14 protein-coding genes are annotated in these 12029 nt (G+C 46.4%); all 14 read left to right on the top strand.

Features of this window, described 5'->3' with window-relative positions:
- Positions 1-127: 127 nt before the first annotated feature.
- Positions 128-568, top strand: a complete 441-nt coding sequence (gene aroQ / locus QMA04_RS08110; protein ID WP_191715848.1) for a type II 3-dehydroquinate dehydratase — start codon at positions 128-130, stop codon at positions 566-568.
- Complete coding sequence (locus QMA04_RS08105; RefSeq protein ID WP_284700308.1) at positions 565-1632, top strand: M24 family metallopeptidase; 1068 nt, start codon at positions 565-567, stop codon at positions 1630-1632. Before aroQ ends, QMA04_RS08105 begins: the two co-directional genes overlap by 4 nt.
- A 17-nt stretch (positions 1633-1649) precedes the next feature.
- Entirely contained in the window at positions 1650-2210 is a 561-nt protein-coding gene (gene efp, locus QMA04_RS08100; RefSeq protein ID WP_191715847.1) for an elongation factor P, read from the top strand.
- 127 nt (positions 2211-2337) lie between these two features.
- The gene (gene accB / locus QMA04_RS08095) at positions 2338-2844 is read left to right on the top strand and encodes an acetyl-CoA carboxylase biotin carboxyl carrier protein (protein WP_191715846.1); all 507 of its coding nucleotides are present in this window, start codon (positions 2338-2340) and stop codon (positions 2842-2844) included.
- 26 nt (positions 2845-2870) lie between these two features.
- Complete coding sequence (accC, locus tag QMA04_RS08090; protein WP_191716062.1) at positions 2871-4220, top strand: acetyl-CoA carboxylase biotin carboxylase subunit; 1350 nt, start codon at positions 2871-2873, stop codon at positions 4218-4220.
- Positions 4221-4235: 15 nt separating this feature from the next.
- On the top strand, positions 4236-4631 hold the full coding sequence (locus tag QMA04_RS08085) for an Asp23/Gls24 family envelope stress response protein (protein ID WP_191715845.1): 396 nt from the start codon (positions 4236-4238) through the stop codon (positions 4629-4631).
- 207 nt (positions 4632-4838) lie between these two features.
- Complete coding sequence (gene nusB, locus QMA04_RS08080) at positions 4839-5228, top strand: transcription antitermination factor NusB (RefSeq protein WP_191715844.1); 390 nt, start codon at positions 4839-4841, stop codon at positions 5226-5228.
- A gap of 14 nt (positions 5229-5242) precedes the next feature.
- Complete coding sequence (gene folD, locus QMA04_RS08075) at positions 5243-6109, top strand: bifunctional methylenetetrahydrofolate dehydrogenase/methenyltetrahydrofolate cyclohydrolase FolD (protein WP_290185020.1); 867 nt, start codon at positions 5243-5245, stop codon at positions 6107-6109.
- A 78-nt stretch (positions 6110-6187) separates the two neighbouring features.
- Positions 6188-7537: an exodeoxyribonuclease VII large subunit gene (gene xseA / locus QMA04_RS08070; protein WP_290185018.1), complete on the top strand. Its 1350-nt coding sequence runs from the start codon at positions 6188-6190 to the stop codon at positions 7535-7537.
- 4 nt (positions 7538-7541) lie between these two features.
- Positions 7542-7778: an exodeoxyribonuclease VII small subunit gene (gene xseB, locus QMA04_RS08065; RefSeq protein ID WP_142827851.1), complete on the top strand. Its 237-nt coding sequence runs from the start codon at positions 7542-7544 to the stop codon at positions 7776-7778.
- Entirely contained in the window at positions 7775-8656 is an 882-nt protein-coding gene (locus QMA04_RS08060; protein WP_191715841.1) for a polyprenyl synthetase family protein, read from the top strand. Before xseB ends, QMA04_RS08060 begins: the two co-directional genes overlap by 4 nt.
- A 95-nt stretch (positions 8657-8751) precedes the next feature.
- A complete protein-coding gene (dxs, locus tag QMA04_RS08055; protein ID WP_290185252.1) occupies positions 8752-10656 on the top strand; it encodes a 1-deoxy-D-xylulose-5-phosphate synthase in 1905 nt (634 codons plus the stop codon).
- Positions 10653-11474, top strand: a complete 822-nt coding sequence (locus tag QMA04_RS08050) for a TlyA family RNA methyltransferase (RefSeq protein ID WP_191715840.1) — start codon at positions 10653-10655, stop codon at positions 11472-11474. Before dxs ends, QMA04_RS08050 begins: the two co-directional genes overlap by 4 nt.
- Before the next feature lie 96 nt (positions 11475-11570).
- Complete coding sequence (ahrC, locus tag QMA04_RS08045) at positions 11571-12020, top strand: transcriptional regulator AhrC/ArgR (RefSeq protein ID WP_142827854.1); 450 nt, start codon at positions 11571-11573, stop codon at positions 12018-12020.
- Positions 12021-12029 lie beyond the last annotated feature (9 nt).

Genomic DNA, 12029 nt, shown 5'->3' with positions numbered 1-12029 from the left:
CGCTTCGCCGATCTGTCTTATGCCCGTCGAATCTACACGGTCGCTTCCGCTTTTCTGTTAAAAAGTTGCTCGATTGTTCCGATATGTTAAAATAATGAAGAATGTGTCAGGGGAAGGGGAAAGCTGAATGCGTGTGCTGATCTTGAACGGCCCTAATTTAAATCGCTTGGGCAAGCGGGAGAAAGAAGCGTATGGAACGTTTACGCTGGAGGAATTGGAACAGGAACTGGTGGAGTTTTCTTATCACCATCATATTGAATTGATTTGCCGCCAGTCGAATCATGAAGGGGAATTGATCGACTGGATTCACGGAGCGGGCGATGATGGCCTATCCGGCATTGTCTTGAATGCTGGAGCATATACCCATACAAGCATCGCTATTCGTGACGCCATTGCTGCGATTCAAGTGCCAGTAATCGAAGTACATATATCGAATGTCCACAAACGCGAGGAATTTCGCCATCATTCCTACATTGCGCCGGTCACGATCGGGCAAATTGTGGGATTCGGCCAAGATGTCTACAAATTAGCATTGCATGCATTGATCTTAAAACAGGAGAGAGGATGAACACATTGAAACTTCAAAAATTACGTGCTGAAATGAAACAACGGGATGTGGAGGCGCTGCTCGTCACCAGTCCTTTCAACTTGCGTTACATCACCGAATTTACGGGTACTGCAGGGCTGGCGATTGTAACTGCGGAACAAGCGGTTTTCATCACGGATTTCCGTTATACAGAACAGGCTGGAGAACAAGTCAAAGAATTTGATGTAATCCAGGCTGAAAAAAACCTGATGGATGAAACGGTAAAGTCAGTAAAATCTCTGGGCATCCGTACGCTTGCTTTTGAACAGGACTATATGACTTATTCGACAGTTGTGCAATACAAGTCAAAAATCGACGCCGACCTGGAACCTGTCAGCAACTTGATTGAAAAGATCCGAATGATCAAGACACCGGATGAAGTAGCTATTCTGAAAGCAGCGGCCAAAATTGCAGATGATGCATTCGAACACATTTGTGGATTTATCCGTCCGGGATTGACGGAACTTGAAGTATCCAATGAGCTGGAATTCTTCATGCGCAAACAGGGTGCGACTTCGTCGAGCTTTGACACCATTGTGGCTTCAGGGCTGCGCTCAGCGCTTCCGCACGGTGTGGCAACGGATAAAGTCATTGAAAAAGGAGACATGATCACGCTTGATTATGGTGCACTCTACAACGGCTATATCTCAGATATTACCCGTACGGTCGCAGTCGGAGAACCTTCTGCACAGATGAAGGAAATTTATGATATTGTATTGAAGGCGCAGGAACTGGGCGTAGAGAAAATTGGACCAGGCATGAGCGGCATCGAAGCGGATGCCATTGCACGTGATTACATCAAGTCCAAAGGCTACGGTGAAGCATTCGGCCATTCTACTGGCCATGGCATCGGTTTGGAAGTCCATGAAGGCCCAGGGTTGTCATTCAGATCGGAAACGGTGCTCGAACCGGGCATGGCTGTGACGGTGGAACCGGGGATTTATCTGCCAGGAGTTGGCGGAGTTCGCATTGAAGATGATATACTGGTAACCGAGTCAGGAAATGAACGATTGACTAACTCCACAAAAGAGCTTCGCATTTTATAACAAACGGAGGAACTATTATGATTTCAGTAAACGATTTTAAAACAGGTGTCACAATTGAAGTGGATGGCGGAATTTGGCGCGTTATGGAATTCCAACACGTAAAACCAGGCAAAGGCGCTGCATTCGTGCGGTCGAAACTTCGCAACTTGCGTACAGGAAGTGTCACTGAAAAAACTTTCCGTGCCGGTGAAAAAGTCGCAAAAGCACAGATTGACAACAACAAAATGCAGTATTTGTATGCCAATGGCGATATGCATGCCTTTATGGATACAGAAACCTACGAACAGATTGAGTTGCCTGAAAAGAACATTGAATACGAATTGAAGTTTCTTCAAGAGAACATGGAAGTCCAAGTGATCCAATTCCAAGGAGAAGTGCTTGGCGTTGAGTTGCCGAACACGGTAGTTCTGGAAGTGGCTGAAACTGATCCGGGCATCAAAGGCGACACAGCCAGCGGCGGATCAAAACCAGCAAAACTTACAACGGGATTGACTGTTCAAGTGCCATTCTTCATTAATGAAGGCGACCATTTGATCATCAATACAACAGATTCTTCATACGTTTCAAGAGCTCAATAATGATGAAAAGACCTCTAACAAAGAGGTCTTTTTTTAAAAAGTCAGATTAAGTGTTTCAAAATAGACTGAAAAAGTCTAAAATAGAAGAGTAGTTGAATAAATACATAATTAGGGGAGTCGGACGAATATGAAAATTCAAGAAATTCGCGAAATTATCAAATTGGTGGATGGATCATCTATTGAAGAGTTCTCTTATGAATTTGAGGGCGTTAAAGTCAAGATGAAAAAGAGTGGTTCAGGCAAAGTTCAGCCAAGCGCCAGCTCATCCATCCAAACATCCCCAGCATCAAAAGCAGTAGAAGCACCAAGTGCTCCAGCACCGGCAAAAGAGCCGAAAGCTGAAGAACTGGTATCAGAAGAAGCACCGGAAATTCCAGCGGACAACGAGTCGGAGTACCACAAAATCCTTTCTCCAATGGTCGGTACGTTCTACGAATCTCCATCACCGGACGAAGATGCTTATGTTCAAGTGGGAACTAAAGTTACTGCAGACCAAGTAGTCTGCATCGTCGAAGCAATGAAGTTATTCAATGAAATCGAAGCTGAAGTAGATGGGGAAATTGCTGAAATTCTTGTAAAAGACGGCCAGCTTGTAGAATACGGCCAGCCTTTATTCCTCGTGAAAGCAAACTGAGGAAAGGGGAGATGGCGATGAAGACGATGAAAAAAGTATTGATTGCAAACCGTGGAGAAATCGCGGTACGGATCATCCGTGCCTGCAAGGAAATGGATATCAAAACGGTTGCTGTATATTCTGAAGCCGATAAAGAGGCGCTTCATGTTGAACTGGCAGACGAAGCGTATTGCATCGGTCCAAAATTATCGAAAGATAGCTATCTGGACTTTTCCAATATCATGTCGGTTGCGAAACTGACTAATTGCGATGGGATTCACCCGGGTTATGGCTTTTTAGCAGAGAATGCGAGCTTTGCAGAACTTTGTGAAGCTTGTGACATCATGTTCATCGGCCCGACAGCGGATGCAATTTCCCGTATGGGTACTAAAGACGTGGCACGTGAAACGATGCGCAAAGCGGGAGTTCCAGTTGTTCCAGGTTCGACTGGCATTGTAGCCAGCGAAGAAGACGGATTGCGCATCGCTGATGAAATCGGTTTTCCGGTCATCATCAAAGCGACAGCAGGCGGCGGCGGTAAAGGAATCCGTGTGGCACGCACACGCGAGGATTTCATCACCGGCTTGAATATGACGCAGAAAGAAGCGGCAGCGGCTTTTGGCAATCCGGGAGTTTACATCGAGAAATTCATCGAAGATTTCCGCCATATTGAAATTCAAGTGCTTGCTGATTCCCATGGCAATGCGATTCATTTAGGCGAGCGCGATTGTTCAATCCAGCGCCGCATGCAAAAATTGGTTGAAGAAGCGCCATCACCGGCTTTGTCTCCTGAATTGCGTGAAGAGATGGGCGATGCAGCTGTAAAAGCGGCTTTGGCTGTCAATTACCGCGGAGCGGGCACAGTGGAGTTCATTTTTGATGCGGTCAACCAGAAGTTCTATTTCATGGAAATGAACACGCGCATTCAAGTAGAGCATCCGGTAACGGAAATGATTACTGGAATCGACTTGATCCAGCAGCAATTGCGTGTGGCATCAGGCGAAACACTCGCTTATAAACAAGAAGATGTTACGTTTAAAGGCTGGTCGATCGAATGCCGCATCAATGCGGAAAATCCAGCTAAAAACTTTATGCCTTCAGCGGGCAAAATCGATATGTACTTGCCTCCGGGCGGTTTAGGTGTCAGAATTGATTCAGCTATGTATTCAGGCTATACGATTCCGCCTTATTATGATTCGATGGTTGCCAAGCTGATTACTTTCGCTGATACACGTGAAGAAGCGGTAGCGAAGATGAAGCGCGCATTGGACGAATTTGTAATTGAAGGCGTGTTTACGACGATTCCATTCCATTTGAAATTAATGGATCACGAAGTATTCAAATCAGGAGATTTCAATACGAAATTCCTGGAGAAATATGACGTGCTGGGATCTTAAGGAGGAAGTTTTCAAATGGCTGAAAAAACAGCACCTTATGTACGAATGAAATCACACGGAGCACAAGACCTCGGCAACATCGAAGTGGCTCCGGAAGTTTTGGAAATCATCGCCAGCATTGCAGCAACGGATATTGAAGGAGTCGCCAGTATGCGCGGCAACTTCGCTTCCGGAGTTGTTGAACGCTTGGGGAAAAAAGTGCATGGCAAAGGCATCAAGACAGACCTATCAGAGGAAGGTCTTGCCATTGATGTTTATTGTGTCATCAACTATGGTGTTTCCATACCGAAAACCGCTCTAAAAATTCAGGAGCAGGTTCGGCAGACGCTTGAAAATATGACGTCTCTTCAAACACAAGAAGTGAATGTCCATATTACCGGCGTCAATTTCGAAGCACAAGCAGCGGAATGATCAGTAAGGCTGTCCTGGAGTCCTGTTATGGCTTCAAGGACAGCCTTCTCTTTGTTTTAGCTGGCCGCTCCAGACTGAATCCGGCAGCGCAATACCCCTCCAGTAGTCGGTGCTGGGCTATTGACCGAACATTTCAAACATGGAAGTTCAGCCCGAATACCTGTATAATGGGTGATAATTAGCTGTGAAAAGGAGATCGGATATATTATGAAACGACACGAAGCACGCGAAAAAGCGCTTCAGACCTTATTTCAATTAGAAGGTACTGAACTGACGATTGATGAGGCCATGGATCATGTAATGGCTGGAGAAAATGATAATTTCTATAGCTTGTTGGTACAGGGCACCCACGCCAATATGGCGGAAATCGATGAAAAATTGGTTGGCCATCTTGAAAATTGGTCACTCGAACGTTTGCCGAAAATTGAACGGACCATTCTGCGTATGGCTATTTTTGAGTTGGGCTATATGGAAGATGCCCCATCACGTGTGGTCATGAACGAAGCGATTGAACTATGCAAAACATTTGGAGACGATAAATCCAGCCGGTTTGTCAATGGTGTCCTTTCTAAATTCACAGACGAAACAGCAAATTAATTGGAGGAATTTACGTGGCTGCAAAATTGATAGATGGAAAAGCGGTAAGCCAGAAAATTAAAATGCAAGTGAAAACACGCGTAGAAAAATTAGCGCAACAGGGAATTGTCCCAGGGCTGGCCGTAGTGCTGGTCGGGGAAGATTCTGCGTCCCTTACATATGTGAAAAACAAGAAAAAAACGTGTGAAGCACTGGGAATGCGATCGGACCTTCATCAATTTCCGGATACATTAACTGAACAAGAGCTTTTAGCGAAAATCGATGAATTGAACAGCGATCCGGGAATTCACGGCATTCTGGTCCAATTGCCGTTGCCGCAGCAAATTGATGAATTCAAAGTCATCACGGCCATCAGCCCAGAGAAAGATGTGGATGGGTTCCATCCGATTTCTGTCGGCAATATGATGATCGGCAAGGATGCCTTCCTTCCTTGTACACCGCACGGCATCATGGAGTTATTGGCCCATTACGGCATCGATCCCGCCGGCAAGCATGCGGTGGTCATCGGCCGCAGCAATATCGTCGGCAAGCCGATTGGACAGTTATTGCTTCAAAAAGATGCAACCGTGACGTATTGCCATTCGAAAACGAAAGATTTGGCGAATTTCACAGCGCAGGCGGATATCCTAATTGCCGCGATCGGCAGAGCTAAATTCATTGACCGAACGTTCATCAAACCGGGCGCAGTCATCATCGATGTCGGCATGAACCGCGATGAAAAAGGCAAGTTGTGCGGTGACGTCGACTTTGAGGATGTTCAGGAAACGGCTTCTTTTGTAACACCGGTACCAGGCGGAGTTGGGCCGATGACGATTGCTATGCTGATGGAAAATACGCTTGAATCAGCTGAAAAAGGGTTAGCAAAGACAAAACAGGCATAAGCATGTAAAATAAATAGCAATAGGGCTGTTTTTCGAAAGAAAGACAGCTTTTTAAATTCACAGACAGGGGTTGAAAGTGTGTCAACCGACCCGTATTTAAGTGTCAAAGCGTTAACCAAATACATAAAAAAGAAATTTGATGCCGATCCTCACCTGCGTGATGTTTACGTTAAGGGTGAGCTTTCGAACGTCAAAATCCATACCAGCGGGCATATTTATTTTACGCTGAAGGATAATGCGGCCCGTTTGCCAGGCGTCATGTTTTCGGCAAATGCCAAATCGGTCAAGTTTAAACCTGAAAGCGGCATGACTGTGCTGATCCGCGGAGATGTCACGGTTTACGAAGCATCCGGCCAATACCAATTGTATGCGCAGTCGATGCAAGCGGACGGCATTGGCGATTATTACTTGGCTTTTGAACAGTTAAAAGAAAAACTTGCCAAAGAAGGCTTGTTTAATGCCTCCTATAAAAAGCCGCTGCCGCGTTTCCCTAAACGGATTGTAGTAGTGACGGCCCAGACCGGTGCTGCCGTTCGAGACATCATCATCACGCTTCACCGTCGCTACCCGTTGGCAGATGTCGTGCTGTATCCGACACTGGTGCAGGGAAGCGGTGCGACGCAATCCATTGTACAGTCGATACAGGCGGCCAATAAAGGTGATTTCGATGTCATGATTGTCGGACGGGGCGGCGGATCGATTGAAGATTTATGGGCATTCAATGAAGAAGCGGTCGCGCGGGTGATTTTTGATTCCCGAATTCCGGTCATTTCTGCCATTGGCCATGAAACCGACACGACCATTGCAGACTTTGTCTCGGACTTACGGGCACCAACGCCGACGGCCGCTGCGGAACTGGCCGTGCCAAGCCAGGCGGAACTGCTGGAACGCATAGCAAGTTACCGCAGCCGCATGTACCGGATGGTTTCAGGAAGCGTCAATCAGCAAAAAATAGCCTTGAACCGGTTAGCGACATCATTTCCGTTGGCTTATCCTGAGCGCCTGTACCGTCCGTTCATTGAACGTGTCGAACGCGCTACCGAGTCGTTGCAGCGTGAGTCCCTGCAGCACTTGAACCGCTCAAAAGAGCGTTACCGGACGCTCGACCAACAATTGAAATCACGGGTGCCTCTGCAGCGGATCCGCCAATCCGAAACCGACGTGGCGGAACTTGCAAGAAGGCTCGATTATCAAATGAACCAATTGCTGAAAAACCGATCGCAGCAACTGTCTTCTGCAATCCGCACGCTTGATGCGCTGAGTCCGCTGAAAATCATGGACAGGGGCTATTCGATCCCTTATATAGAAGGAACCGTCGTCAAAAGCGTATCGCAGGTGAAGACAGGTGACCGTCTCGTCATCGCGATGCAGGACGGAACTGTCCAGGCGACTGTCAATGAAATAAATCCAGCAAATGAAGGAGACTAAAACGATGGCTGAAAAGAAAATCATGTTCAATGATGCAATGGAGCAACTTGAAGAAATCGTCCGCCAGCTCGAACAAGGAGATGTGCCGCTGGAACAGGCACTGACTCTCTATCAAAAAGGCATGGAGCTTTCGAAAGTCTGCCACGATAAACTTCAGAATGCAGAAAGCCAATTGGTGACCATGATGAAGGACGGCAAAGAAGTGCCGGCTGACATAGAAATGGATGGGAATGCGAAATGAACCTGACTGAATTCCGAGCTCATTATGAACCGCTTATCCAACAGGAAATGGCACATTTAATATTGTCTTTATCAATTCCGGATTCCTTAAAGGATTCCATGCATTATTCATTGCAAGCGGGCGGAAAACGCATCCGCCCGATTCTGCTGTTGGCTGTACTTCACGAACTGAGTGGTGAAGAACATCCGGATGCATTGAAAGTGGCGGCTGCCATTGAAATGATCCATACATATTCGCTCATCCACGATGATTTGCCAAGCATGGATGACGACGATTTGCGCCGCGGCATGCCGACCAACCACAAAGTATTTGGGGAAGCTGTAGCGATTTTGGCAGGAGATGCGCTCTTGACTTACAGTTTTGGCATTGTCGCACGCCTTCAACACGTTTCCAGTGATGATAAAATACGTTTGATTGACTTGATGAGTGTTTCTTCTGGAGCTGAAGGAATGGTCGGCGGCCAGATATTGGATATTGAAGGCGAAGAAAAGAAATTGACGTTGGAAGAACTGGAACAAGTCCATCGATTGAAAACTGGGGCTTTGCTGACCTACAGCATTTTGGCTGGCGGCATTTTAGCGCAGGCATCCAACGAAGAAATTATGGCACTCAGCCGATTTGGCGAACACCTTGGCCTTGCGTTCCAGATTCAAGACGACATACTGGATGTTACCGGTACCTCCCAGGAACTGGGTAAAACTGCCGGAAAAGATGAAACGAGTGAAAAAAGTACGTATCCAAGTCTGCTGACATTGCCGAAAGCAAAAGAAAAACTTGATTTTCACGCATCAGAAGCCATTAAGGCACTTGAATCGCTGGAAGGCGAAAAATCATTGCTTCTGCAATTGACTCAATTGATTGTCCAAAGAAAAAGCTGAATTGTGAGGCTCTGATTTGTACATTCGCTGCAGACTGATATAATATGAACAGACAGTCAGAAGGAAAAATTTCAATAAAAAGGTGCGTGATGGCAATGGATCTTCATTCGATTACTGGTCCATCTTTCTTAAAAGAGCTGACAACTAAGCAGCTTGAAGTATTAAGTGAAGATATTCGACGGTTTCTAATAGAGAACTTATCAAGAACAGGCGGACATATCGGTCCGAATCTTGGCGTGGTGGAACTGACAGTTGCGCTGCATAAAGTATTCGACAGCCCGTCTGACAAATTTATATGGGATGTGGGACATCAATCGTATGTCCATAAAATCCTGACAGGAAGAGCTGGCCAATTTGATACTTTGCGCCAATTTAAAGGCCTTTGCGGCTTCCCGAAACGCAATGAAAGCGACCATGATGTTTGGGAGACCGGACACAGTTCAACTTCATTGTCGGCAGCTATGGGAATGGCAGCAGCCCGTGACATCAAAAAAGACAGCAATCATGTCATTCCGATCATCGGTGACGGAGCGCTTACGGGCGGTATGGCTTTTGAAGCATTAAATCATATCGGCCATACGAAAACGGACATGATCGTTATCTTAAATGACAACGAAATGTCCATCGCTCCGAATGTTGGAGCGATGCATAGCATGCTTGGCCGTATGCGGACAGCAGGCAAATACAACAAAGTCAAAGACGATCTTGAATACCTGTTGAAGAAAGTGCCGGCAGTCGGCGGGCGATTGGCGTCAACGGCTGAACGTGTAAAAGACTCGTTGAAATATTTAGTGGTTTCCGGTATGTTTTTCGAGGAAATGGGCTTTACATATTTGGGGCCGATTGATGGACACGATTTGGAAGAATTGGAAGACAACCTGCGTTATGCCAAGAAGACGAAAGGCCCTGTCCTGCTTCATGTCGTTACGAAGAAAGGCAAAGGTTTCTTGCCGGCTGAACAGGATACAATCGGCACTTGGCATGGAACAGGCCCTTACAAGATGGAGACTGGCGATTTGGTGAAATCATCTTCAAAAGCTCCTTCATGGAGCGGCTTGGTGGCAGAAACTGTCCGCAAACTGGCACGCACTGATGAACGGATTGTGGCTATTACACCGGCAATGCCGGTCGGTTCGAAATTGGAAGGTTTTGCTTCCGAATTCCCAGACCGCATGTTTGATGTCGGCATCGCGGAGCAACATGCGACAACGATGGCTGCAGGACTTGCAACACAGGACATGAAACCATTTTTAGCGATTTACTCGACATTCCTTCAACGTGCCTACGATCAGGTGGTCCATGATATCTGCCGCCAGAATTTGAACGTCTTTATTGGAATTGACCGTTCGGGGTTGGTCGGAGCTGATGGCGAAACACACCAAGGTGTATTCGACATCGCCTTCCTGCGCCATTTGCCGAATATGGTCATTATGATGCCGAAAGATGAGAACGAAGGCCAACATATGGTCAAAACTGCCATCGATTACAATGGCGGTCCTATTGCCCTCCGCTATCCGAGAGGCAACGGTTTAGGTGTGCCAATGGACGAAGAGCTGAAAGCATTGCCGATCGGCTCATGGGAAGTCCTGCAAGAAGGAACCGATGCCGTAATCCTGACATTCGGTACCACCATTCCGATGGCCTTGCATGCGGCCGAACAATTGCTTGAACAAGGCATTTCGGCACAAGTGGTCAATGCCCGGTTCATCAAACCAATGGATGAAGCGATGCTGCATACTATTTTCGAACGGAATATTCCGGTTGTTACGATTGAAGAAGCAGTTCTTCAAGGTGGATTCGGCAGTGCCGTTCTGGAATTTGCGCAAGAAAATGGCTACCGCGAGACTGTCATCGATCGTTTGGGAATACCGGACCACTTTATCGAACATGGCGACGTCTCTGAATTGATGGACGAAATCCATCTGAACAGTGATGAAGTTGTACGTGTCGTAAAAAAATGGACACAATCCAAAACGCAGGCAGGTTCAACTATTCTATGAACAAACCAAAAAAAGAGCGAGTAGATATCCTGTTGGTTGAGCGGGGTATTTGTGAAACACGCGAAAAAGCAAAACGTGCCATTATGGCAGGAATCATCTATTCAGGATCTGAGCGGATGAACAAACCGGGGGAAAAAATTCCGGAGGACGCACCGCTTCAGATGAAAGGCAATGATTTGAAATACGTCAGCCGAGGAGGCTTGAAGCTTGAGAAAGCATTGCAGCAGTTTGATTTGTCGGTTGACGGCAAATTGATGCTGGATATCGGCTCATCGACAGGCGGCTTTACGGATTGTGCCCTTCAAAATGGCGCCAAACATTGCTACGCGCTGGATGTCGGCTATAATCAATTAGCGTGGAAAATTCGGCAGGATGAGCGGGTCACAGTAATGGAACGGGTTAATTTCCGCCATTCCAAACCTGAAGATTTCGTTCAGGGTCTGCCGGAATTCGCCACGATTGATGTGTCCTTCATTTCTTTGCGCATCATTTTTCCAGTCTTGAAACAAGTTTTGGTGCCAGGCGGAGACGTGATTGCGCTTGTGAAGCCCCAGTTTGAAGCCGGCAGGGAGAATGTTGGGAAAAAAGGCATTATTCGCGACCCGAAAATCCATCAGGATGTATTGGTCAAAGTGGGCAAGTTTGCAGTCGAATCAGGATTTCATGTGAAAAACATGTCGTTTTCACCGATTACCGGAGGAGAAGGCAATATCGAATTTTTATTCCATCTTCAATCCAGTGCTGAAGGCCAGGAAATAGCCGGAGTTTCCGAAACGTTGATTGATGAAACAGTCAAAGCAGCACATGAATTGTTGTAAACACATTCCAAAAGGAATGTGTTTTCTTGTCTAATGTATGTTATAACTGTAGAATATTAAGTATATGGAATAATTATTCATTCAAGGGGGAACACCATGAATAAAGGACAGCGCCACATTAAAATACGTGATCTTATTTCGAATCGTGAAATTGAAACACAGGACGAGCTGGTGGATTTATTGAAGTCAGCGGGTTATGAAGTAACGCAAGCGACTGTATCGCGTGATATCAAAGAATTGCATCTGGTGAAAGTCCCATTGCAGGATGGACGCTACAAATACAGCCTGCCAGCAGACCAGCGCTTTAATCCTATGCAGAAACTGCACCGTGCTTTGACGGACGCTTTTGTCAGCATCGATGGAGCCAGCCATTTCCTGGTTATGAAAACATTGCCCGGTAATGCCCATGCAATCGGTTCACTGATCGACCATTTGGACTGGGAAGAGATTCTCGGGACCATTTGCGGCGACGATACCTGCCTAATTATCTGCAGAGATACTGAACATCGTGAAATTCTAAAACAGCGTTTAATCGAAATGCTTTAAGAAGAGGTG

The organism is Planococcus sp. APC 3900 (genome assembly GCF_030407735.1).
GTDB lineage: Bacteria > Bacillota > Bacilli > Bacillales_A > Planococcaceae > Planococcus > Planococcus notacanthi.
The sequence above is the reverse complement of the archived record's forward strand: the minus strand, read 5'-3'. Positions and strand labels throughout refer to the sequence as shown.

Coding starts and splice junctions, on each gene's coding strand:
- efp (WP_191715847.1), top strand. CDS start 1,650: ATGATTTCAGTAAACGATTTTAAAACAGGTGTCACAATTGAAGTGGAT.
- xseB (WP_142827851.1), top strand. CDS start 7,542: ATGGCTGAAAAGAAAATCATGTTCAATGATGCAATGGAGCAACTTGAA.
- QMA04_RS08105 (WP_284700308.1), top strand. CDS start 565: ATGAACACATTGAAACTTCAAAAATTACGTGCTGAAATGAAACAACGG.
- QMA04_RS08060 (WP_191715841.1), top strand. CDS start 7,775: ATGAACCTGACTGAATTCCGAGCTCATTATGAACCGCTTATCCAACAG.
- dxs (WP_290185252.1), top strand. CDS start 8,752: ATGGATCTTCATTCGATTACTGGTCCATCTTTCTTAAAAGAGCTGACA.
- QMA04_RS08085 (WP_191715845.1), top strand. CDS start 4,236: ATGGCTGAAAAAACAGCACCTTATGTACGAATGAAATCACACGGAGCA.
- accC (WP_191716062.1), top strand. CDS start 2,871: ATGAAAAAAGTATTGATTGCAAACCGTGGAGAAATCGCGGTACGGATC.
- nusB (WP_191715844.1), top strand. CDS start 4,839: ATGAAACGACACGAAGCACGCGAAAAAGCGCTTCAGACCTTATTTCAA.
- QMA04_RS08050 (WP_191715840.1), top strand. CDS start 10,653: ATGAACAAACCAAAAAAAGAGCGAGTAGATATCCTGTTGGTTGAGCGG.
- ahrC (WP_142827854.1), top strand. CDS start 11,571: ATGAATAAAGGACAGCGCCACATTAAAATACGTGATCTTATTTCGAAT.
- accB (WP_191715846.1), top strand. CDS start 2,338: ATGAAAATTCAAGAAATTCGCGAAATTATCAAATTGGTGGATGGATCA.
- aroQ (WP_191715848.1), top strand. CDS start 128: ATGCGTGTGCTGATCTTGAACGGCCCTAATTTAAATCGCTTGGGCAAG.